20 protein-coding genes and 2 tRNA genes are annotated in these 21,350 nt (G+C 66.9%); 5 read left to right on the plus strand and 17 right to left on the minus strand.

The genetic code is table 11. The features are described 5' to 3' along the window. Positions 1-87: 87 nt before the first annotated feature. Positions 88-570, plus strand: a complete 483-nt coding sequence (locus tag O8I58_RS09475; RefSeq protein WP_298314907.1) for a YajQ family cyclic di-GMP-binding protein — start codon at positions 88-90, stop codon at positions 568-570. 17 nt (positions 571-587) lie between these two features. Here O8I58_RS09475 and O8I58_RS09480 read toward each other — a convergent pair whose 3' ends face one another. The 13 genes from O8I58_RS09480 to O8I58_RS09540 all read right to left on the minus strand — a co-directional run bounded on the left by O8I58_RS09480 (position 588) and on the right by O8I58_RS09540 (position 15,071). Then, on the minus strand, positions 588-1,751 hold the full coding sequence (locus O8I58_RS09480) for a helix-turn-helix domain-containing protein (protein WP_298314909.1): 1,164 nt from the start codon (positions 1,749-1,751) through the stop codon (positions 588-590). Positions 1,752-1,871: 120 nt separating this feature from the next. After that, positions 1,872-2,996 carry an NAD(P)-dependent alcohol dehydrogenase gene (locus tag O8I58_RS09485; RefSeq protein ID WP_298314912.1) on the minus strand — a complete coding sequence of 375 codons (1,125 nt, stop codon included), beginning with the start codon at positions 2,994-2,996 and terminating at the stop codon, positions 1,872-1,874. A 19-nt stretch (positions 2,997-3,015) separates the two neighbouring features. Further along, a complete protein-coding gene (locus O8I58_RS09490; protein ID WP_298314915.1) occupies positions 3,016-4,479 on the minus strand; it encodes a benzaldehyde dehydrogenase in 1,464 nt (487 codons plus the stop codon). 150 nt (positions 4,480-4,629) lie between these two features. After that, complete coding sequence (locus tag O8I58_RS09495; protein WP_298314918.1) at positions 4,630-6,063, minus strand: DcaP family trimeric outer membrane transporter; 1,434 nt, start codon at positions 6,061-6,063, stop codon at positions 4,630-4,632. Positions 6,064-6,183: 120 nt separating this feature from the next. After that, entirely contained in the window at positions 6,184-7,395 is a 1,212-nt protein-coding gene (locus O8I58_RS09500; protein WP_298314921.1) for a benzoate/H(+) symporter BenE family transporter, read from the minus strand. Between the two features lies 1 nt (position 7,396). Further along, a complete protein-coding gene (locus O8I58_RS09505) occupies positions 7,397-8,740 on the minus strand; it encodes an MFS transporter (RefSeq protein ID WP_298314923.1) in 1,344 nt (447 codons plus the stop codon). A 70-nt stretch (positions 8,741-8,810) separates the two neighbouring features. Next, complete coding sequence (gene benD, locus O8I58_RS09510) at positions 8,811-9,581, minus strand: benzoate diol dehydrogenase BenD (protein WP_298314926.1); 771 nt, start codon at positions 9,579-9,581, stop codon at positions 8,811-8,813. Next, positions 9,578-10,612, minus strand: a complete 1,035-nt coding sequence (gene benC, locus O8I58_RS09515) for a benzoate 1,2-dioxygenase electron transfer component BenC (RefSeq protein ID WP_298314929.1) — start codon at positions 10,610-10,612, stop codon at positions 9,578-9,580. The genes benD and benC overlap by 4 nt, the downstream gene beginning before the upstream one ends. A 24-nt stretch (positions 10,613-10,636) precedes the next feature. Next, the gene (gene benB / locus O8I58_RS09520) at positions 10,637-11,125 is read right to left on the minus strand and encodes a benzoate 1,2-dioxygenase small subunit (protein WP_298314931.1); all 489 of its coding nucleotides are present in this window, start codon (positions 11,123-11,125) and stop codon (positions 10,637-10,639) included. Next, positions 11,122-12,480, minus strand: a complete 1,359-nt coding sequence (locus O8I58_RS09525; RefSeq protein WP_298314934.1) for a Rieske 2Fe-2S domain-containing protein — start codon at positions 12,478-12,480, stop codon at positions 11,122-11,124. Before O8I58_RS09525 ends, benB begins: the two co-directional genes overlap by 4 nt. Positions 12,481-12,582: 102 nt before the next feature. Further along, complete coding sequence (gene catA, locus O8I58_RS09530; protein WP_298314937.1) at positions 12,583-13,515, minus strand: catechol 1,2-dioxygenase; 933 nt, start codon at positions 13,513-13,515, stop codon at positions 12,583-12,585. A gap of 80 nt (positions 13,516-13,595) precedes the next feature. Further along, on the minus strand, positions 13,596-13,886 hold the full coding sequence (gene catC / locus O8I58_RS09535; protein ID WP_298314939.1) for a muconolactone Delta-isomerase: 291 nt from the start codon (positions 13,884-13,886) through the stop codon (positions 13,596-13,598). Positions 13,887-13,889: 3 nt separating this feature from the next. Then, entirely contained in the window at positions 13,890-15,071 is a 1,182-nt protein-coding gene (locus O8I58_RS09540) for a muconate/chloromuconate family cycloisomerase (RefSeq protein ID WP_298314942.1), read from the minus strand. Positions 15,072-15,229: 158 nt separating this feature from the next. On the opposite strand from O8I58_RS09540, the gene O8I58_RS09545 reads away from it, so the two are divergent. Next, a complete protein-coding gene (locus O8I58_RS09545; RefSeq protein ID WP_298314944.1) occupies positions 15,230-16,216 on the plus strand; it encodes a LysR family transcriptional regulator in 987 nt (328 codons plus the stop codon). Beyond that, the gene (locus tag O8I58_RS09550; protein WP_298314947.1) at positions 16,173-16,742 is read left to right on the plus strand and encodes a DUF1415 domain-containing protein; all 570 of its coding nucleotides are present in this window, start codon (positions 16,173-16,175) and stop codon (positions 16,740-16,742) included. Before O8I58_RS09545 ends, O8I58_RS09550 begins: the two co-directional genes overlap by 44 nt. Before the next feature lie 108 nt (positions 16,743-16,850). Here the strand turns inward: O8I58_RS09550 and O8I58_RS09555 are convergent, their stop codons facing one another. The 4 genes from O8I58_RS09555 to O8I58_RS09570 all read right to left on the minus strand — a co-directional run bounded on the left by O8I58_RS09555 (position 16,851) and on the right by O8I58_RS09570 (position 20,223). Further along, positions 16,851-17,678, minus strand: a complete 828-nt coding sequence (locus O8I58_RS09555) for a ParB N-terminal domain-containing protein (protein ID WP_345781304.1) — start codon at positions 17,676-17,678, stop codon at positions 16,851-16,853. Between the two features lie 111 nt (positions 17,679-17,789). After that, on the minus strand, positions 17,790-18,476 hold the full coding sequence (locus O8I58_RS09560) for an HAD family hydrolase (RefSeq protein WP_298314950.1): 687 nt from the start codon (positions 18,474-18,476) through the stop codon (positions 17,790-17,792). After that, a complete protein-coding gene (locus O8I58_RS09565; protein WP_298314953.1) occupies positions 18,473-19,183 on the minus strand; it encodes a pseudouridine synthase in 711 nt (236 codons plus the stop codon). The genes O8I58_RS09560 and O8I58_RS09565 overlap by 4 nt, the downstream gene beginning before the upstream one ends. Further along, positions 19,180-20,223 carry a class I SAM-dependent methyltransferase gene (locus O8I58_RS09570; protein WP_298314955.1) on the minus strand — a complete coding sequence of 348 codons (1,044 nt, stop codon included), beginning with the start codon at positions 20,221-20,223 and terminating at the stop codon, positions 19,180-19,182. The genes O8I58_RS09565 and O8I58_RS09570 overlap by 4 nt, the downstream gene beginning before the upstream one ends. Before the next feature lie 846 nt (positions 20,224-21,069). Here O8I58_RS09570 and O8I58_RS09575 point away from each other — a divergent pair. Both O8I58_RS09575 and O8I58_RS09580 read left to right on the plus strand, forming a co-directional pair. After that, positions 21,070-21,140 (plus strand) — tRNA-OTHER (locus O8I58_RS09575). Further along, a tRNA-Tyr gene (locus O8I58_RS09580) sits at positions 21,141-21,213 on the plus strand. It begins immediately after the preceding tRNA gene. The last annotated feature ends 137 nt before the right edge of the window (positions 21,214-21,350 follow it).

A 21,350-nucleotide genomic window follows, 5' to 3' on the forward strand; every position in this document is an offset into this window, starting at 1 on the left:
CGCAGGCGCCACCGTGCGGCGGGACCGGGTTTCGACATGGGGGCACGCGCGCTAACATGCGTGCGCCCTGTCTTCCGGTTTTTCCCCATGCCCTCCTTCGACGTCGTTTCCGAGGTCAACAGCCACGAGCTCACCAATGCCGTGGACCAGGCCAACCGCGAGCTGTCCACGCGCTTCGACTTCAAGGGCGTGGATGCCAGGTTCGTGCTGGAAGACAACACCATCAGCCAGTCGGCGCCCAGCGATTTCCAGCTCAAGCAGATGGAAGACATCCTGCGCGCGCGCCTGATCGCCCGCGGCATCGATGCGCGCTGCCTGGAATTCGGCGAGGTGGAAACGAACCTTGCTGGCGCGCGCCAGAAGATCACCGTCAAGCAGGGCATCGAGCAGAAACTGGCCAAGCAGATCGCGGCCAAGATCAAGGAAGCCAAGCTGAAGGTCGACACCCAGATCAACGGCGACAAGCTGCGCGTCAACGGCAAGAAGCGCGACGACCTGCAGGACGCCATCGCGCTGCTGAAAAAGCAGGAATTCGAACAGCCGCTGCAGTACGACAACTTCCGCGACTGATCACGGATTCGCGCGCGTCAGCCAGGCAGCAGTCCGGCCGCGCGCGCCTGGCGCAGCTTGGCGTACAGCGTGGTGCGCGAGACGTCCAGCTGGCGCGCAGTGGCGGCGATGTTGCCGTCGTGCTCGGCCAGCGCCTGGACAATCGCGCGCAGGGTGTGTTCCTGCAGGTCGCTGTCCTGGATCGCCGATTCGATCGCCGGCACCGATGGCGCTACGCCCGGGGACTGCTGCAGCCGCGCGCCGACTGCCACGCCACGCAACGGCCCACGCAGGTGCTGCACCCACAGATGACTGCCATCGACACAGGCCAGGCGCTGCGCGTGATGGCCGGGCTGCAGCAGGCGACGCTGCTGCGCGGGTAAGGCGCTATCGAACACACGGGCCAGCGTCCATGCCGACACCGCCCCCTGCGCCGGCAACCCCAGCATCCGCCGTGCGAGGCGACTGGCCGCGCGTAGACCGCCATCCTCATCGAAGGCCAGCAGGCCCGCCAGCGGCGTGCCCAACCAGCGTGGATCATGCTGGATCGCCAGCAGGTGGCAATGGCGCAAGGTGGCGAACAGGCGATGCTCGGCCGACAGCGCGGCCTGGCGGAAATGCTCCTGCAACAGACCGGCATCGCGCTGTCCGCGCCCGGTGATGTCCAGCGCGCCGATCACCTGGCCTTCGATGCCCCACAGCGGCACCGACAGGCAGAAGATCTCCTCGAACGCGCGCAGGTAGTGCTGGTTGCCCTGCACGATGGTCTCGCAGCCATCGCTGAGCACGCAGCTCGGCGCGGTGGTGCCGATGTCGCATTCGGCCATGCGCCGTCCGGCGGCGATGGGCAGCAGCACCGCGTCGTCGCAGGACGGGCTGTGCCGCGCGTGCACGATCACGCCCTGCGGATTGGCGCAGAAGATGGTCCAGTCCGGCCCGCCGAATGCGCTCCAGAGCTGTTCGATCTCTTCATGCACGCACTGGTACAGGCGCCGGTCGTCGGGCTGTTCGCGCACGTTGTGCAGCCGCTGGGCCGCGTCGTACTGCGGCGCCTGCCATGGCTGCAGGCCTGCATTGCGCGAGCGCTCCCATGAGCGCGCCAGGCCATCGGGCAGCAGCGTGTCGGGCAACGGTTCGCCTTGTGCGAACCGGCTGCGTGCCACATCCAGCTGCTGTTGTTGCAAGACGGGAAACGCGGACATCGGCACCGGCCACTCGTACGACTTCACCGAGGCGAAGGGTACGCCGCAATGCCTTAAGGAAGCGATGACGGACCGCCACGCAGCGCGCGACGGTCCGTTGCAGTCGAGGCCTTGGCCGCGTTACTGCGGCATGCGCAGGACCGGCTTGAGGGTGATGCCCTTGGTGCTGTCCTCGGCCGCCTGGTTGATCTGGTCCAGCGGATAGAACTTCACCAGTTTGTCGAACGGAAAACGCCCCTGCTGGAACAGCTGCACCAGCTGCGGGATGAACACCTGCGGCACGCTGTCGCCTTCGACGATGCCGCGGATGCTGCGTCCGCCCAGCAGCAGGTTGTTGACGTCGAACTCGGCCTTGGTGCCCAGCTTGGGCGCACCGACCACACCGATGCTGCCGAGCGAACCCAGGGCCTCGATGCCCTGCCCCAGCACCTCCGGGCGGCCGGTGGATTCCAGGGCAAAGTCGGCGCCGCCGCAGATCGCGCGCACGGTCTCCACGATGTCCTGCTCGCGACTGTTGATGACATGGGTCGCGCCCAGTTCCAGCGCCAGCTCCAGGCGCGAAGGCACCACGTCCACGGCGATGATCGTGGTCGCCCCGGCCACGCGCGCGGCCATCACCGCGCTCAGGCCGACCGCGCCGGCACCGAAGCTGACGAAGCTGCTGCCGGGCCGCACCTTGAGTGAATTGATCACCGCACCGGCACCGGTCTGGATGCCGCAGCCCAGCGGGCCGAGCAGCTCCAACGGCGCGTCTTGCGGCACCTTGATCGCATTGTTCTCGCGGCTCAGCGCATAGCTGGCGAACGAGGACTGGGCGAAGAAGTGATCGTGCAGCGGTGCACCGGCCGGATCGGTGATCGCGGTGTTGCCCTGCAGGTCGCTGCCACCGAAGTTGAGGCCGAAGAAGTCCTTGCAATACGCACCATGGCCGCTGTCGCAGGCATGGCAATGACCGCAGGCGCCGTAGGTCAGTACAACGTGGTCGCCGACCTTCAGGTCCTTGACGTTTGGGCCGAGCGCTTCGACCACACCGGCGCCTTCATGGCCGAGCACCGCCGGCAGCGGTACCGGGTAGTACTGGTCGCGCACGATCAGGTCGGTGTGACACAGGCCGGTGGCGACCACGCGCACCAGCACTTCATCGTCCTGCGGCGCGCGGATGCGGGCCTGCTCGATGGTGAACGGCGCGCCCTGCGAACGGGTGACCGCGGCGGTAATCGGCTGGAGCTTCACTTCTGCATTCATGATGTGGATTCCTCGGGAATCAGAGCGGATAGGCGGGCGCGTCGCCCTTGACGGTCAGCCACTGCCACTGGGTGAACTCCTCCCAGTTGGCCGGCCCGCCGATGCTGGTGCCGTTGCCGGAGGCGCCGACGCCGCCGAACGGATTGATGACCTCGTCATTGACGGTCTGGTCGTTGATGTGGAGCAGGCCGGTGCGCAACTGTTCGCCGAGCTTGAGCGCGCGGCCGACGTTGCTTGAGAGCACCGCCATCGACAGGCCGTACTCGGTGTCGTTGGCCAGGGCGATGGCGTCTTCATCGGTGTCGAACGGCACCACCACCGCGACTGGCCCGAAGATCTCTTCGTTGAAGGCTGGGTTGTCGCGGGTCACGCCGCTGAGCACGGTCGGCTGGAAGAACAGGCCTTTATACGTACCACCGGCTTCAACCTTGGCACCGGCGGCGCTGGCATCGGCCACGACCTTGGCCGCGTGATCGCGCTGGGCGGCATTGATCAGCGGGCCCAGGTGCACCTGGCCCTTGGATGGATCGCCGACCACCATGGATTTGGCCTTGGCGGTGAGTTTGGCCAGGAACGCATCGTGGATGCCACGCTGGACCAGCACGCGCCCGGACGACATGCAGATCTGGCCCTGGTGCAGGTAGACGCCCCAGGTGGTGTTGGCGATGGCCAGGTCCAGGTCGGCATCGTCCAGGATGATCAACGAGTTCTTGCCACCCAGCTCCAGCGAGACCTTCTTCAGGTGCTTGCCAGCCGCTTCGCCGACCTTGCGGCCGGCACCGGTGGACCCGGTGAACTGGATCATCGCGATGTTCGGGTCGGCGGTCAGCGCCGCACCGGCCGCGCCATCGCCCGGCAGCACATGCAGCAGGCCCGCGGGCAGGCCGGCGAGTTCGAACAAGCGCGCAATGACGAAGCCACCGCACACCGCAGTGCGCGGATCGGGCTTGAGCACCACCGCATTGCCCAGCGCCAGCGCCGGCGCGACCGCGCGCATGGCCAGGTACAGCGGGAAGTTGAACGGCGAGATCACGCCGACCACGCCCAGCGGGCGCCGCCGGGCCAGGCTCAGCCGGCCCGGCACCGAGGGCAGCACTTCACCCACCGCGCGCGACGGCAGCGCGGCGGCCTCGTGCAGCGCCTTGGCGTTGATCGAGGCCTCGAAGCCGGCCTTGGGCTGGGTGGAGCCGCTTTCGCGCACGATCCATTCGATGATCTGCGGGGTGTACTGCTCCGCCAGCTGCGCGGCCTTGCGCAGGACCTGTGCGCGTTCTTCGTACGGCGCTGCGGCCCAGGCCTGCTGCGCGGCACGTGCCGCAGCGGCGCTGGTGGCGACCTGTGCGGCGTCGGCCATGCCGATGCTTCCCAGGGTGTTGCCGGTGGCCGGTTCGGTCACGGCTTGCGTAACGCCGGTGGCGCGCCACTGCCCGGTGAAGACCTTGTCGCGCCACAGCGCGGCGGGGAGGAAATCGTCTTGTGTCATGGGAGGGACCTCGAAGAAAAACCGTGGCCGCAGCCTGCGCGCGCACCCGCACGGTCACCATCCCCCTTTGGCGTTAGGCCGCCAACCCGCGCCATTGCTGGACGCGGGTGCGGCGGGTGTCCAGAAACTGGACACCCATCGGCCCGACGGTCAGAAGGTGTACTTGACCGTGGTCTGCAGGCGGTTCAATTCGCCTTCGGCATCGTTGGCCAGCTGGCGCTTGGCCCAGCTCAGTTCGGCACCCACGTCCAGGCGCGGGAACGGCGAGTAGATCAGGTTCACGCGCCAGGACTGGGTGCGTTCGGTGGCCAGCTGGCCCACCGCCGATTCATCGGTGGAGATATAGGCCGCCGAATACGCCAGCGTGCTGCGCAGGTTGCCGGTCCAGTTATGGCGCCAGGCCGCAAAGCCCGCGTAGCCGTCCTGCGCCTTCAACCGGCCGTCCTGTTCGATGTACGCATCGGGGATCAGGCCGAAGCCGATGTAGCGGCCCAGGCCAGGACCACCACTGACCGTGTACTGCAGCAGGTCGGTGTCGCTGAGCTTGAACGAGCCAGCCACGCTGAGCGCATAGCCGGCGGTGCTGTCATCGGCGGTGCGCAGCTGGCGGGCCAGGCCGGCGACGCTGAAATGGCCCCAGTTGCCCTTGGTGGTCCAGCGCGCAGTGACGTCCGGCACGTTGTTCTCGCCGGAGCTGACCTGCGTGGGTGAGCCATCCTGGTACCAGGTCTGCGGGTTCTCCAGCGAGAACGACCAGTTGCCGGTGCTGTAGCGGATCTGCGCCTGGCGCGCGAACAGGGTGCCATCGACGATGCCGACGAAGTCCACCGTTTCCGGCAGTGAGCCCAGGTCCATCGCATTGGTCCAGGTCTGGCCAGCCAGCCAGTGGTTCCACTGCACGTAGGCATGGCGCAGGGTCGGCGGATAGCCGTTGGAGAACTTCTCGTTGCCGACGTTGCTGTTGCCGCCACCGAAGAAGTCGAACTCCACGTAGCCCTTCAGCTTGTCGCCGGCATCGGTGACGCGGTCCACGCCAAACCAGATCCGCGAGAACTGCGCGTGGAAATCGGTGTAGCTCTTGCCCGGACCGGCATCGACCGGGGTGGCCGCGGGGAAGTAGAACAACCGGCCCGGCGTGCTGTCGGCGATGGCGCCATCGCTGGTGTAGGTGGACATCATGTCCAGCTTGATGAAGCCGCCGTAGCTGAAGTGGCTGTCACCACCGGCGACGATGGCGGTGTTCTGGATCGGCGCACGCGGCGGCGCGCCTGCACCCAACGCCGGTGATGCCTGCGCCGGTGGCGCCGTCACGATCGCGCCACTGCCCTGCACGCCCGGCCCCTTGAGCGGGGTGTTGCCGGGCACGGTGGCCGCTTCCAGGCGCGAGCGCGCGTCGGCCAGCTGGCTCTGCTGGTTCAGGACCATGTCCTTCAGCGCGGAGACCTCGCTTTCCAGCTGCTGGATGCGCTGGTCCTGCGCGGCATCGCTGGCGGTCTGCGCCGCGGCCAGGCCGGGGGCGAACAGCGCGACGGAAATCGCGCACGCCAACGACGCGCGACGGGTGGCGGTGATCAATGACTGCATGCTTCCCTCCCAGGAAAAACCCGTGGTGATGTGATGCGCCACCCGATGGCGGCGCAGTGACAGGTGATGGCGTTGACCTACGACGTGCGCGTGGCGCACGCCCTCCCCTTGCAACAACGACTAGCGCGACGCCTGCCCCACCGGCACCGCCGCGCGCCCCCAACGCCACTGCAGCAGCAGGTGCGTGGCCACGCCGAACAACAGACTCCAGAACGCCGCGCCCAATCCGAACAGCGACATCCCCGATGCGCAGACGATGAAGGTCACCAGCGCCGCATCACGGTCGCGCGCATCGGCCACCGCCGTGGTCAATGCGCCGGCAATGCTGGGGAACAGCGCCAGCCCCGCCAGCGTGGCGATCAGCTCTTTGGGCAGTGTCGAGAACAGCGCCAGCACCGTGCCGGCGAAACAACCCAGCACCAGGTAGGCCACGCCGCCGGCAACCCCGGCCACGTAGCGCCGACCTGCATCCGGATGCGCTTCGGGACCGGTGCAGATCGCGGCGGTGACCGCGCCTGGATTCAAGCCATGGCAGCCGAACGGCGCCAGCAGCGCCGAACCCGCCGCCGACCACACCAGCAGCGGACCGGCCGCCGGACGCGCATAGCCGCAGGTGCGCAACACCGCCATGCCCGGCACGAACTGCCCGGTCAATGCGACCACCACCAGCGGGATGCTGATGCTGACGATGGCCTGCCAGTCGAACTGCGGCGTCACCCACACCGGCACCGTGACCGACAGCGCCGGCAACGGGCCATGCACCTGCCCGGTCAGCAGCGCCACGCTGACGCCGGTCAGCAGCACCGCCACCACCGCATAGCGCGGAAACCAGCGTCGCCCGGTGAAGAACGCCACGAACATCGCCAGCACCAGCACCAGCTGCGAGGCCATGCCCACGAACAACCGGGTGGCGAACCCGAACAGGATGCCAGCCAGCATCGCCGCGGTGATCGCCGGCGGCAGGCGCGCCACGATGCGGTCGAACGCACCGGACAATCCCACCGCCAGCATCACCGCGCTGGCCACCACGTACGCACCGACCGCAACCGGAAACGCCACGGTCGGCAGCAGCGTCACCAGCAATACCGAACCGGGAATCGACCAGGCGATCACCGTCGGCGCACGGTAGTACAGGCTCAAGCCCACGCCCAGCACCCCGCTGCCGATCGAGATCGCCCACACCCATGAGGCCAGCAGCGGTGCGGGCAGCCCGGACGCAGCCTGGAACACGATCACCAGCGGCCCGGCGAACGAGATCAGCGTGGCGATCACGCCGGCCAGGACGGCCGGCAGCGATGCATCCCTGATCAACTGGCGGATGAAGGCCGGCACGTCAGGGCGCGTTGGCCGCCACGGCCGCCTGCACCGGCCTGGCTGCGCGCTGGTTGCACACCGCAAACACCAGCATCGACACCGTCGCCACTGCCGCGGGCACGGCGAAGATCAGGAAGCTCTGCTGCAATGGCAGCTCACGCGCCAGCAGCACGCCGCCCAGGGTCGGCCCGACAATGGCGCCGACACGACCCACGCCAGACGCCCAACCCAGCCCGGTCGAGCGCACCGACAGGTTGTACAGCTGGGCCACGCTGGCGTAGAGCAGGATCTGCGTGCCGATGGTGGTAGCGCCGGCAATGAACACCAGCGTGAACAGCACCGGCACCGACGGGATGTAGCCGATTGCGGCAATCGACAGCGCCGCGGCGGCGAAGAAGCCCACCACCACTTTCGGCAATCCGAAACGGTCGCCCAGCCAGCCACCAGCAATCGCCCCGGCCATGCCACCGAAGTTCAGCGAGAACAGCGTCAGCAGGCTGGCCTTCTGCGCGTAGCCGGCTTCCTGCATGACCTTGGGCAGCCACGAACTGAGCAGGTACACCAGCAGCAGGCAGCAGAAGAACGACAGCCACAGCATCAGCGTGCGCAGCGTGCGCTGGTGGCGGAACAACTCGATCACCGAAGCCGCCGCGCCCTTGGTTTCACTGAAGACCAGCGTGTCCTGCGCCTGGATCGCGGCTCCGGTCTGCAGCCTGGCGAAGATCGCGCGGGCTTCTTCCTGGCGCCCCTGGCGGATCAGGAACCCCAGCGATTCGGGCAGGCGCCACAGGATCAGCGGCAGCACCAGCAGCGGCACCGCGGCGGCCCAGAACATCGGCTTCCAGCCCAGCGCCGGGATCATCCAGATGCCCAGCGCCGCGGCGACCATGCCACCGACCGAGTAACCGCTGAACATCAGCGCCACCATCGTGCCGCGCATGCGCTTGGGCGCGTACTCGTTCATCAGCGCCACCGCGTTGGGCATCAGCCCGCCGCAACCCAGCCCGGCAACGAAGCGCAGCGCCTTGAAGTGCTCCGGCGTGTTGGCAAAGCCGGTGCACAGCGTGGCCACGGTGAACAACACGAAGCTGATCGCGATGCCTTTCTTGCGGCCAATCCTGTCGGCCAGCGGCCCCAACACCAGCGCGCCGAACATCATCCCGAACAGCGCCCAGGCCTGCAGCATGCCGGCCTCCGGCTTGCTCAGGCCCCACTCCTTGATCAGCGTCGGCAGCACCGTGCCGGCGACGAACACGTCGTAGCCATCCACGACCAGCAACACCGCACACAACACCACCACCGACCACTGGAACCGGCTGAATCGACCACTGTCGATGGCCTCACTGACATCGATGCTGCGCATGACCTCTCCCTCCCAGGATGTGCACTGCGTTGGATGAAGCAGCCATCGGCGACGGCTGCCTTTGTCGATTTCAGCCGGTGTCACCCCCGGCCACGGGCAGGATCGAACCGGTGATGTAGCCCGCCTCGTCGGAGGCCAGGAACAGGATCGGAGCGACCTGTTCGTCGATGGTTCCGTAGCGATTGAGGAAGCTGGACGTGGTGACCTGTTCGACCACCTCACCCATCCACGCCTGCTCCTGCGCGGTGTCGCCACTGGCGTTGCGCGGCACGCGACGCGGCGGCGCGGACGTGCCGCCCGGCGCGGTGGCGACCACGCGGATGTTGCGGTCGGCGTATTCCATCGCCAGGCACTGGGTAATCGCGTTGACGCCGCCCTTGGCGGCCGAGTACGGCACCCGGTAGATGCCTCGGGTGGCGTTGGATGAGACGTTGACGATGGTGCCGGCGCCGCGCGTCAGCAGGTGCGGCAGCACCGCGTGGCAGCTGTACAGCGTGGGCATCAGCGAGCGGCGGATCTCGGCATCGATCTGTTCGGGTTCGAACTCGGCGAACGGGCGCATGCGGATCGCACCGCCGACGTTGTTGATCAGGATGTCGATGCCGCCGAAGGCCTGCGCGGCGAAGTCCATCGCGGCCACCGCGCCGGCATGGGTTTCCAGATCGGCGACGAACGCGGCGGTGTTGCCACCGGCTTCGGCCGCGACCTCGCCGACGAAGTCCGCGCGATCCACCAGCACGACCTGCGCGCCTTCGGCCGCGGCCCGCAGCGCAACGCTGCGACCAATGCCCTGCGCCGCACCGGTCACCACCATGACCTTGCCGGCGAAGCGACGGCTCACGCGGCCAGATCCTGTGGCGCGCTGGCCGGCGCATTCGGCGTGAACTTCTCGTAGTAGAAGCTGGCCGGACTGACCTTGATGTCGGTGAAGTGGTTGCGCACCGCGTCGACCATCGGCGGCGGGCCGCACAGGTACACATCCACCGCGCCGTCATGCAGCGCTTCGGGCATCAGGTGCTGGGTGACGTAACCGATCTTCGGATGGCGCGATTCGGGATCGACCACGCAGGTGTCGAAGCTGAAGAAGTCCAGGCGCTCGGCGAACTTCCGCAGTACATCCACCAGCACCAGGTCCGCGCCGCGGGTGACGCCGTACATCAGGTACACGGGATGGTCGCTGCCCGTGCTTTCCAGGTGCGCCAGCATCGACAGGAACGGCGCCAGCCCGGTGCCACCGGCCAGCATCAGTACCGGTCGCTTCACTTCGCGCAGGTAGAAGCTGCCCAGCGGGCCGGTCATGTCCAGCACCTGGCCGGGACTGGCGCTGTCCAGGTAGCCGCTCATCAGGCCACCGGGCACGCGCTTGATCAGGAACGTCGGCTCGTGCGAACCGGGCTTTGAGCTGAAGGAATACGACCGCGTCTGGCCACTGCCCGGCACGGCAATGTTGACGTACTGGCCGGGCAGGAAGCCCGGCGCATCGCCGGTGACTTCCAGCTTCAGTTCCAGCGCCGCGTCTTCGTGCGGCACCACGTCCACCACCGCGGCCTTGAACGTGGTGCTGCCGGTCTTGCATGCGGTGGAAGTCACCGGCACGGCCAGCGTGCAGTCCGAGGACGGCACCATCTGGCAGGTCAGCACCAGGCCTGCGCCGGCTTCGTCTTCGGTCAGCGCGTCGTCGATGTAGTCGTCGCCGAGATCGTATTGCCCGGCCTCGGCGCGGCACTTGCAGGTTCCGCAGACGCCATCGGAACAATCCATCGGCAGGTTGATCTTGTTCCGATAGGCCGCGTCCAGCACTTTCTCGCCTGCATTGCAGTCGATGAAGCGGGTGATGCCGTCTTCGAAATTCAGGGCGATGCGATAGCTCATGGAAACCTCCTTCAGCCGGGCCGGTCAGATGTGGTAGATGTCGATGACCTGGCGGATGTAGTCGTTCTTCAACACGATCTTCTTGTTGGCGATCAGGAAGCCCTCGCCGTCGCGGCGCAGGGTCACGAAACAGGTGCCGAAGAAGTGATCGGTGGACTTGTAGCGATGGTTGAGCGTGTGGAAGTTGTAGCGGACGTCGATGGCGTCGTCGCGCGTGTCCAGCACCTCGATGTTGTTGATGTTGTGCCCGGTGCGCGGCTCCGGCGTGGAGGCGCTGGAGCGTTCGGTCTTGATCCGGAACACCCGGTCTTCCAGCCCGTCGCGATTGGGGTAATAGATCAGCGAGATCTGCGACTGCGGGTCTTCGGTGAGCTGGTCATCGTCATCCCAGGCGGGCATCCAATAGACGACATCGCTGGCGTACAGCGCCAGCCATTCGTCCCACTGCCGGTCATCCAGCAGGCGCGCCTCGCGATACAGGAACGCGGCGATGGCGGCGGCATCATGGCTCACGGCGCATCTCCGCAACCTGCATCGGCCACGGCCTTGCGCAGGGTCCTGGCCCAGTATTCGTGCTGGCGCACGAACAGGCCTTCGTCCTCGCTGCGGCCGCCACTGAGCAGCGGCTTGATGCCCATCTTCTGTGCGTTTTCATCCGGCCCTTCGACCCACAGCGGCGCACCGCGGCTCAGGTCGTTCCAGGCAGCGGACGTGCCGGCGTAGCCCTGCTGGCAGGCGCGGAATTCCTCCAGGTCATCGGCCGTGCCCATGCCCGAGACGTTGAAGAAATCCTCGTACTGGCGGATGCGGGTGGCGCGGTCCTCCGCGCTCTCGCCCTTGATGCCGAAGCAATAGATGGTGACTTCGGTCTTGTCCACGTCGATCGGGCGGGTCACGCGGATCTGGGTGGAAAACTGGTCCATCAGGTACACGTTCGGGTACAGGCACAGGTTGCGGGTCTGGCGGGTGATGAAGTCCGCCTTGTCTTCGCCCACGCGCGCGGCGATTTCGGCGCGACGCTTCCAGACCGGGCGCACTTCCGGGTTGAGCGACTGGGTCCACAGCAGGATGTGGCCGTTGTCGAAGCCGTATACCCCGCCGATGCTCTTGCTCCAGCCGTTGGCGTCCACGGCCTTGGTGCCGGTTTCCTTGCGCCGGCCCATGGTGGCTGAGTAATTCCAGTGCACGGAGCTGACGTGGTAGCCGTCGCAGCCGTTCTCCATCTGCAGCTTCCAGTTTCCGTCGTAGATGTAGGACGAACTGCCGCGCAGCACTTCCAGGCCATCGGGCGCCTGGTCGACGATCTGGTCGATGATGGTTTTCGTCTCGCCCAGGTAATCCTCCAGCGAGGCGACCTCGTCACTCAGGCTGCCGAACAGGAAGCCGCGATAGCTCTGGAAGCGGGCCACGCGCTTGAGATCGTGCGAACCGTGTTCGCCAAACTGCGGCGGATACTGGGTGGTCTTTTCATCCTTGACCTTGAGCAGCTTGCCGGTATTGCTGAAGGTCCAGCCGTGGAAGGGGCAGGTGAAGCTGCCCTTGTTGCCGTGCTTGCGCCGGCACAGCATCGCGCCACGGTGCGCGCAGGCATTGATCACCGCATGCAGCTCGCCGGTCTTGTCGCGGGTGATCACCACCGGCTGGCGGCCGATATGGGTGGTGAAGTAATCGTTGTTGTTGGGGATCTGGCTTTCATGCGCCAGGTAGACCCAGTTGGATTCGAAGATGTGCTTCATCTCCAGCTCGAACAGGTCGGCGTCGGTGAAGATGTCGCGACGGCAGCGGAACACGCCCGCTTCGGGATCGTCCTGCAGCGCGGTGGCCAGCAGCTGTTCGATGTCGGTCTTGTTTTCGATGATCGCGGACACGGAAACCTCTCCCGGTGGGGATGGTGGGCACGCGCGCATGGCGCGGTGAAGCCAGGACGATGTGGAGCGGACGGCGCACGTGGCGCCGTCCGGTAGCGCGGATCAGGCTGCGGCGCGCAGGCGGTAGACCAACTGGTCGTCTTTGCCAGCCGACAGCGGGATCAGCCCGAAGTTGAATTCGATGGCCTTGTAGGCATCGCGCTCGAAGCCGAAGGCCTTGCCGCCACCGCTGACGTCCTGGACCGGCGGCACCAGGCCGTCGCGGGTCGCGTAGGCGAAGTCGTCCCACAGCAGCGGATCGCCATCGATGTTGAACTGCGTGGTCAGCTTGCGATAGCTGTCGGTGGTCACGAAGAAATGCACGTGGGCCGGACGGTTGCCATGGCGGGCCATGCGGTTGAGCAGCTGCTGGGTCGCGCCCTGCGGCGGGCAGCCGTAGCCGACCGGCATCCGGGTCAGGAACTCATACGTGCCATCGGCACCGGTGGTCACCGCGCCACGCAGGTTGAACTCGGTCTGCGCACCGGTGGGGTCGAAGTGCGAGTAAAAGCCCTTCGAGTTGGCGTGCCAGGCTTCGACCAGCGCACCAGCGACCGGCTGGCCCTCTTCATCGACCACCGTGCCGTGGATGCGCAGCGGGCCAGCATCGGGATCGGCGTCATGGTCGATCTTGGCGCTGCCCTGGCTGACCGGCGCGCCGGCCACGTAGAGCGGGCCTTCGATGGTGCGCGGGGTGCCGCCGGTGATGCCGGCGATGCGGTCTTCCTCGTCCAGGCGCAGGTCGATGTAATGCTCCAGGCCGATCCCGGCGGCCAGCAGCGCGGCCTCGCCATCCTGGCCGAGCTTGTTGAGGTAGTTGATGCCGGCCCAGATCTCGTCCGGGCTCAGGTCCAGGTCCTCGATCGTCTTGAACAGGTCCGACAGGATCCGGTGCACGACCTGCTTGGTCCGGGCATCGCCGTCGGCGCCGTCCAGGTTGCTCACGGTACGCAGGAAATCCTGCACTTCGGGCTGGTTGAAGATTTTCACGCTCATCGTCTTGCTCCTCGTGGTGGCGAATGCTGCCGGGACGCGTTCCCTCCCCAGGAGCGCATCGGATGAAAGGGGGGTGCGGTCTAGCGGTCATCCTCGTGCAGCGAGGACGGGTGCCGGCATAGCGGCGTGACGTCGATGACCATGTACGGGAACAGTGGCAACGACAGCAGCAGGTCATGCAGTTCGGTCGGGCTGTCCACATCGAACACAGACACGTTGGAATACTGGCCGACGATGCGCCAGATATGGCGCCACTTACCCGATTGCTGCAACTCCTGGAAGCGCGCCTTTTCAGTGGCTTTCAGTGACGTGGCCTTGGCCGGATCCATGTCCAGCGGCAGCTTCACGTCCATGCGTACATGGAACAACATGGCTCAGCCCTCCGTGCCGGTGGTGATCACCGGGGTGCGCGTGCGGTCGCGGCGGAACGCGTTGACGCGGTCCTCGTCCAGGGCGATGCCCAGGCCCGGCGCATTCGGCACTTCCAGGTGGAAATCGCGATAGACCAGCGGCTGCGCCAGGATTTCCTCGGTCAGCAGCAGCGGCCCGAACAGCTCGGTGCCCCACTGCAGGTGCGGGAAGGTGGCGAACACATGCGCCGCGGCGATCGTGCCCACGGCACCTTCGAGCATGGTCCCGCCATACAGCTCGATCCCGGCTGCGTCGGCAATCGCACCAACCTTGAGTGCGGCGAACAGCCCGCCGGATTGTTCCGTCTTGACCGCGAACACATCGGCGCCGGACACCTTGGCCAGCGCATAGGCGCTGTCCGGGCCGGTCAGCACTTCGTCGGCCATCAGCGCGATCGGGAAGCGGCGCATCAGCCGGGTCAATGCCGCGGCCGAGGCGACCGGCTGTTCCGCCAGCTCGCACCCGGCATCGGCCAGTGCGGGCAGGCCGCGCAGGGCGTCGGTCTCGCTCCAGGCCATGTTGATGTCCACGCGCACCGCGGCACGGTCGCCGACGGCGCGCTTGATCGCGGCCACATGGGCCACGTCCTCGGCCACCGACTTGCGCCCGATCTTGAGCTTGAACACGTTGTGCCGGCGCGCGGCCAGCATCGCCTCGGCTTCGGCGATGTCCTTGGCCGTATCGCCCGAGGCCAGGGTCCAGGCCACGCCCAGGCGATCGCGCACGCGCCCGCCCAGCAGCTCGGACAGCGGCAGTCCACAGCGCTTGCCCTGCGCGTCCAGCAGCGCGGTTTCCACCGCGCACTTGGCGAAATGGTTGCCCTTGACCAGCTTGCCCACGCGCGCCATCAGCGCCTGCACGCGGGTTGCATCGCTGCCGACCAGCACCGGGGCGAAGTAGGTGTCGATGGCCAGCTTCATGCCTTCCGGGCTTTCGGCGCCGTAGGCCAGCCCGGCGATGGTGGTGCCCTCGCCGAGGCCGACCGTGCCGTCGCTGCAGTGCAGGCGCACGATCATCAGGGTCTGGCCGCTCATCGTGGCCACCGACAGGCGGTGCGGGCGGATGGTGGGCAGGTCCAGCAGGAAGGTCTCGACGCGTTCGATCGTCGGGGCTGCGTTGGGGACTGGGGAAAGGGTGCGTTCCATGGATCCGATTCTTGGGACACAGGACCACCCGCGTCCAAGACGATCTTGGTCTTGGAAAATACCTTCAGGGTATTCTTCAAGCCTCAAGCCCTTGTGCGACTGGATTTAATGCGCCGCAACACGGGTCAATTACATAGTTAAGACTTTGGTCTAATCTCATGGATCTGCGCCAGCTCAAGTACTTCGTCACCGTCGCCCGCGAGCGCAATTTCACCCGCGCCGCCGAACTGCTGCACATCGCCCAGCCGCCACTGAGCCGGCAGATCCAGCAGATGGAAGAGGAACTCGGGGTGCAGCTGCTGGTGCGCAGCAGCCGACCGATCCGGCTGACCGACGCCGGCCGCCTGTTCTACGAGGAAGCGCAGCAGGTGCTGGGCCGCGTGGAGCAGATGAAGGACGCCGCGCGCCGCGTGGGCCATGGCGAACGCCGGGTGATCAGCATCGGCTTCGTCGCCTCCACGCTGTACGGCGGCCTGCCCACGGTGGTGCGGCGGTTGCGCCAGGCGCGGCCCGAGGCCGACGTGCGCCTGGTCGAGATGATGTCCGGCCAGCAGGTCGAAGGCCTGAAGAACGGCCGGATCGACATCGGCTTCGGCCGCATCCGCACCAGCGACCTCAGCGTGGAACGGCTGATCCTGCGCGAGGAGCGCCTGGTAGTGGCCATTCCACCGGCGTTCGCACTGGCGGCCGAGGACACGCCGCTGACCCCGGCCGAACTGAAAGGCCAGAAGCTGGTGGTCTACCCCAGCGATCCGCGTCCGAGCTTCGCCGACCAGGTATTGTCGCTGCTGCGCGACCACGGCGTGCGCCCGCCCGAAGTGCAGGAGGTGCGCGAGCTGCAGACCGCGCTGGGCCTGGTCGCGGCCGAAACCGGCGTGTGCCTGATCCCGGCATCCGCGCGCTTGCAGCGTTCGGACCTGAAGTACCGGCTGATCGACGACGAGCACGCGACCTCGCCGATCATCATGAGCTACCGCCGCAACGAGGACGAAGCGCTGATCGCGTTGCTCAAGCAGTTGATCCGGCGAGATGTACGCGGAAAACCCGCCGTGGCTGGACACCTCCTACAATCGCCTGCATACGCCGTAGGAAGCCGCTCCCATGCACGCCACCGACCACGACAGCGCCACCGATGCGCTGCATGACCCCATCGCCGACACCCGCCGCTGGCTGGAGAAGGCCGTGATCGGCCTGAACCTGTGCCCGTTCGCCAAGGCGGTGTACGTCAAGGAGCAGGTGCGTTTCGTGCTGAGCGATGCGACCACGCCCGAGGCGCTGCTGGAGCAGCTGGCCGAGGAACTGCTGGTGCTTCGCGACACCCCGGCCGAGGTGGTCGATACCACCCTGATCGTGCACCCGGACGTGCTGGGCGATTTCATCGACTACAACGACTTCCTGGACAACGCCGACGCCGCGGTGGAAACCCTGGACCTGCAGGGCATCCTGCAGGTGGCCAGCTTCCATCCGGATTACCAGTTCGCCGGGACCGCGCCGGACGATGTGTCCAACTACACCAACCGCTCGCCCTGGCCCACGCTGCACCTGCTGCGCGAAGACAGCGTGGAGCGCGCCGTGGCCGCCTTCCCGGACCCGGATGTGATCGTCGACCGCAACATCGCCACGCTGGACAAGCTGGGCGTGGACGGCTGGCGCCGGCTGATGGCCGATTGACCGACCCGCAGCGGCGTTCGCACCAGGCGGCGGCCAGCGGGCTGGAACAAGCCCGTCCGACGCGGCATGCGTGCAGCGCCAGACGGCCGATACGCGTACCGCGCGGTGTTACCAGGCCGGTTTCTCGGCTTCTTCCATCTCGGCGATGCGGATCTTCAGGCGCGCGACTTCCTGCTGCAGCGTGTCCAGGCGCATGCGCAGCTGCGGCAGCGTTTCCTCGACCGGTTCGGCGGCCGCTCCCGCAGCAGGCTCCACCGGGCGCTCGGGCTTGGCCCGCTTCTTGGAATCGCGCACCCGCTTGACCGCTTCCTTCAGCTCGGCCGCGCCACCCTGCGCCGCCGCCTGCTGTTCTTCCGGGGTCAGCGTGGCCACCACCGCCGCGGCGTTGATCGACAGCTCGCCCGAGCGCACCGCCGCGATCACCTCCGGCGTGGCCTGCTTCTGGATCTTTTCGATCGCCGCGACCTGGCTGTTGCTGAGCTTGGCGGCGCGGGCCAGTTCCTCGCGCGTGGGTGGCATCGTCCGGACCGAGGCGCTGGTGTCCCACGGCGGCGCGCCATCGTCGGCCTGTTCGGTCGCGGGCGCCTCGCTGGGCAGGGGCGTGCTGCGGGTGCGCTCCAGCAGGATGTCGCGCCGGCGCAACGCCAGCACCCCGCGCTGGAAGTCAGATACGCTGCGCCGGCCCAGGTGCTGGTCGATCATCCACAGGTGCACGTCGTCCATCGACTTGAAGCGCGTGTTCTGCACGGTGTTGAACGGCAGGTCGTGCTTCCGGCAGATGCCGTACCGGTTGTGGCCGTCGATCAGCACTTCGCCCCACAGCACCAGCGCGTCACGGCAGCCTTCGGCCAGGATGCTCTGCTCCAGCGACGCGTATTCGTCAGCGGTGAGCGGATCGATGTAAGCCTTGAGGTCTTCGTTGACGACGATGTTCATGCTGCCTGCCGGTGCGTGGGGGGCGGCATTGTAGGCGCGCTGGGCACCCACGTCGCCGTTGCATCTGGCGCGTTTTTCAGGACCGCATCACGCGCGCCGATGCGCGCGCGTTCAGGCAGCAAGCAGGCATGCTTCCAGCAGTTCGCGCGCATGGTGCAGCGAGGCCACGATGCGGTGCCCACGCGCGCGCAGCGCTTCATCCGGCACCACCAGATCGGGCACCTGGATCACGGTCAACCCCGCGGCCAGTGCCGCAGTCACGCCGGCCGGCGAATCCTCCAGCGCCAGGCAGCGCTCCGGCGCGGCGCCCATGCGCTGGGCAGCGAGCAGGTAAATGTCCGGCGCAGGCTTGGGGTGTTCCACATCATCGCCAGCGGTGACCGCCTTGAAATACGGCAGCAAGCCGGCAGTCTCCAGCTTGTGCGGGGCCAGTGGCCGACGCGTGGAGGTCGCCACGCCGCAGGGAATCCCGTGCTGCGCCAGCAGTTGCAGGATCTCGTGGATGCCCGGGCGCAGCGGCACGCCGGCATCGACTTCTTCGCGGTACAGCACCATGCAGCGCGCGAGCAGGGCTTCAATCTGCGCCGGTTCCATGCGCTCGCGCAGGATCAGCTGGCAGGCCGCCATGCTGTGGCCGACCAGCCGCAGCCAGAACGCGTCTTCGATCTGCAGGCCGATCTCGCGCGCACCGCGGCTCCAGCTGCGCAGCGAGGCGCGCTCGCTGTCCAGCATCAGCCCGTCCATGTCGAAGATCACCGCCTCGGGGACGAACGGCAGCGCGGCAATCACATCGCTCATGCCGCGTCCGCCGCGAACAACCGCGCCAGGTCGGCCGCGTCCAGCGTGCGCCACTGCCCTTCGGCCAGATCGTCCAGCGCCAGTCCGCCGATGCGGCTGCGATGCAGCGCACTGACATGGTTGCCGACCGCGGCGAACATCCGCCGCACCTGGTGGTAGCGGCCTTCGTGCAGGGTCAGGCGTACGCGCAATGGTGCGATCACTTCCAGTTCTGCGGGAAGGAGCGGCTTAGTTTCGGTGTCCAGCAGCAACGCGCCGCTGGCGAAGGTCGCCGCTTCATCGCCCCGCAGTTCCTGCGCCAGCGTCGCCTCGTAGACCTTGGGCAGCTGCGACTTGGGCGAGATGATCCGGTGCAGCAGCCCGCCATCGTCGGTGAACAGCAGCAGGCCGCTGGTGTCGCGATCCAGCCGGCCGACCGTGGACAGCACCGGATCACGCAGGCGCCAGCGAGCGGGCAGCAGGTCGTAGACCAGCCGGCCGGTGTCCTTGGTCGAACAGGTGTAGCCAACCGGCTTGTGCAGCACCAGGCACAGACCCTGCGCCGGATCGAGCACCTCGCCGTCGATGCGGATGGCGTCGTGGTCGACCGGATCGTCGGTGTAGAGCACCTCACCGGCCGCATCGGTGACCCGGCCTTCGCGGAACAGCGCCTGCACCTGCTTGCGGCTGCCGTACCCCAGGTTGGCGATGTGGCGCACGATCTTCATGCGCGCGCACCGGTGGCCGCGATCACCTTGAAGCCGCCACCCTCGGCCACCGCACGCACGTCGGCGAAGCGCGAGGTCAATGCGGCTTCGTACGGCAGGTGCTTGTTGGCCACCAGCCACAGCTGGCCATTGCGGTTGAGCGCACTGGCGGCGGTTTCGATGAAGCGCCGGCCGATATCCGGCCGGTCGCCACGACCCAGCGCATGGAACGGCGGATTGCTGACGATCACATCGAACTTCTTCGGCAGGCCGCCGACCACGTCATGCCAATGGAAATCCAGCGCCACGCGCGCGGCATGCGGGGCCATGTTCTCGCGAGCCAGTTCAAGCGCGCGCGATTCGGCTTCGAACAGGTCCAGCGCGGTAATGCCGGCGCAGCGCTGGAGCAGCGCATCGGACAGGAACCCCCAGCCCGCACCCAGATCCGCAGCGCTGCCGCGCAGCGTGGTGGGCAGCGCTTCGACCAGCAGCTGCGAGGCGGCATCCACGCGATCCCAGGCGAATACCCCCGGACGGCTCTTGAACTTGCCGCCCAGGATCGGCCGCGCGCGATCCAGCTGCGTCCACTGCGTGGCCAGTTCGACGTTGTGCTGCCCGGTCAGGGCCGGGCTCCAGAACACGCGGCAGTGATGCTTGGTGATCGAGCCACCCAGGCCCGTCAGCTGGGCCAGGTCCTTTTCGACCGAACGCGCGCCTTCGTCGTTGGCGACGCTGGCGACGATCCGCCCGCCCGGCGCGCACGAGGCGACCATGCGCGCCAGCAATGCACGGGTTTCTTCCTTCTGCCGCGGCGGCAGGCCCAGCACCAGCGGCGACTGCGCGCCGGCATCGCGCTGCAGCTCCACGTCATAGCCCTCGCGATGCAGCGCATCGAAGGCCGGGCGGAAGCTCTGCTCGCAGCGCAGCTTCAACCCCTGCACCGTGCGCAGCGCCACACCGGGCCGGGCGCGCAGGAACAGCGCATCGCCAGCCACGCCAGGAATCGCACCGGAATGCAGCGCATGCACCAGCGCCTCAAGGGGAAGGTCGGAAATCGCCACGGAGGCCGCACCACACAACAAAGGGGGCGGCAATTCTACTGCGTGCATCGTGATGCAACCCTGGAGTGCATCGATCGCACCAACTCCGGGACAGCCCACGGACAGGCCCAGGCCCCTCCCGCCAGCGCCACATCCAAGCCAGTTGAAGATGGAACCGCATTAAGTACAGAAACATCGCGAGAAAATATTTTCGATAAACTCTTGCAATCGTTATTTATGCAGTTTATCGTGCGCCCCACTTCGCCGACGTGGCGAAGCCCATTCCTTCTGGTTCGATTGCCTGACATGAAGCCCTCCTTCATCAACGCCAAACTCGCTGCGCTGTGGTCCTTCCACGGCATGGATGCGTATGGCCTGCGCGGCAACCGCGAACCACGGTCCGCACACCACTGACCTGACTGACTTCTCTTTGGAAGATCGGTCACCCCGATCTTCCGAGGCAACGCGAACGCCCTCGGACTTAACACCCGGGGGCTTTGTTTTTCCGGCGTTCGCAAAGGTGCAGGTCATCCTCCACACCACATTTTCCAGGAAGTTCTCCACTCTGGAACGTTTCCGTTCCGCCCCGGGGAATCCGGGCGTGTTCTCGCACGCCTGAAGCAGGGGTGCGGCTGCAACCGGCGCATGTGCGCCGCGTCCCGATGCCCCAGCACGGGCGGCGATGAGCGGACAACTTCATCATTAACTCCGTGGATTATCCACGGGGACCATATTACCCATGCGCAAGCGCGGGTAATCGGGAATGTCTTGCCTGCAGTTTCCTGCGGTACGGATTATGTATTCCGTCCGGTGCGCGCGGCCTTGCCGTGGCGTATGCCAGAAACTGCAGAGGGCATTCCACAACGCGGACGTGCGCCCACTGGAGAGGGCAGCGGCGAAAGCCGGATAAGGCCGGTTCGATTCCGGCACGTCCACCACTGGATAGCTCAGTTGGATAGAGCAACAGACTGTAAATCTGTGAGTCGCGGGTTCGAATCCCGCTCCAAACCATGGCCTTTCACGTCATGACACCCGGGGTGCAAGCCCCATCAGGAAACACCCCGTGCGACGGCGGGTGCGCCAGGCAATGGAGCGCCGACGCGCTGCGCATCGCAGCGACAGCAGGACCGGACCGGCGCCTTCGTGGC

The organism is Pseudoxanthomonas sp., assembly GCF_027498035.1.
GTDB lineage: Bacteria > Pseudomonadota > Gammaproteobacteria > Xanthomonadales > Xanthomonadaceae > Pseudoxanthomonas_A.

What these genes read in the sequence shown, in the direction of transcription:
- O8I58_RS09475 (WP_298314907.1), top strand. Translation starts at nt 88, where the DNA reads ATGCCCTCCTTCGACGTCGTTTCCGAGGTCAACAGCCACGAGCTCACC.
- O8I58_RS09480 (WP_298314909.1), bottom strand. Translation starts at nt 1,751, where the DNA reads ATGTCCGCGTTTCCCGTCTTGCAACAACAGCAGCTGGATGTGGCACGC.
- O8I58_RS09485 (WP_298314912.1), bottom strand. Translation starts at nt 2,996, where the DNA reads ATGAATGCAGAAGTGAAGCTCCAGCCGATTACCGCCGCGGTCACCCGT.
- O8I58_RS09490 (WP_298314915.1), bottom strand. Translation starts at nt 4,479, where the DNA reads ATGACACAAGACGATTTCCTCCCCGCCGCGCTGTGGCGCGACAAGGTC.
- O8I58_RS09495 (WP_298314918.1), bottom strand. Translation starts at nt 6,063, where the DNA reads ATGCAGTCATTGATCACCGCCACCCGTCGCGCGTCGTTGGCGTGCGCG.
- O8I58_RS09505 (WP_298314923.1), bottom strand. Translation starts at nt 8,740, where the DNA reads ATGCGCAGCATCGATGTCAGTGAGGCCATCGACAGTGGTCGATTCAGC.
- benC (WP_298314929.1), bottom strand. Translation starts at nt 10,612, where the DNA reads ATGAGCTATCGCATCGCCCTGAATTTCGAAGACGGCATCACCCGCTTC.
- catA (WP_298314937.1), bottom strand. Translation starts at nt 13,515, where the DNA reads ATGAGCGTGAAAATCTTCAACCAGCCCGAAGTGCAGGATTTCCTGCGT.
- catC (WP_298314939.1), bottom strand. Translation starts at nt 13,886, where the DNA reads ATGTTGTTCCATGTACGCATGGACGTGAAGCTGCCGCTGGACATGGAT.
- O8I58_RS09540 (WP_298314942.1), bottom strand. Translation starts at nt 15,071, where the DNA reads ATGGAACGCACCCTTTCCCCAGTCCCCAACGCAGCCCCGACGATCGAA.
- O8I58_RS09545 (WP_298314944.1), top strand. Translation starts at nt 15,230, where the DNA reads ATGGATCTGCGCCAGCTCAAGTACTTCGTCACCGTCGCCCGCGAGCGC.
- O8I58_RS09550 (WP_298314947.1), top strand. Translation starts at nt 16,173, where the DNA reads ATGCACGCCACCGACCACGACAGCGCCACCGATGCGCTGCATGACCCC.
- O8I58_RS09555 (WP_345781304.1), bottom strand. Translation starts at nt 17,678, where the DNA reads ATGAACATCGTCGTCAACGAAGACCTCAAGGCTTACATCGATCCGCTC.
- O8I58_RS09560 (WP_298314950.1), bottom strand. Translation starts at nt 18,476, where the DNA reads ATGAGCGATGTGATTGCCGCGCTGCCGTTCGTCCCCGAGGCGGTGATC.
- O8I58_RS09565 (WP_298314953.1), bottom strand. Translation starts at nt 19,183, where the DNA reads ATGAAGATCGTGCGCCACATCGCCAACCTGGGGTACGGCAGCCGCAAG.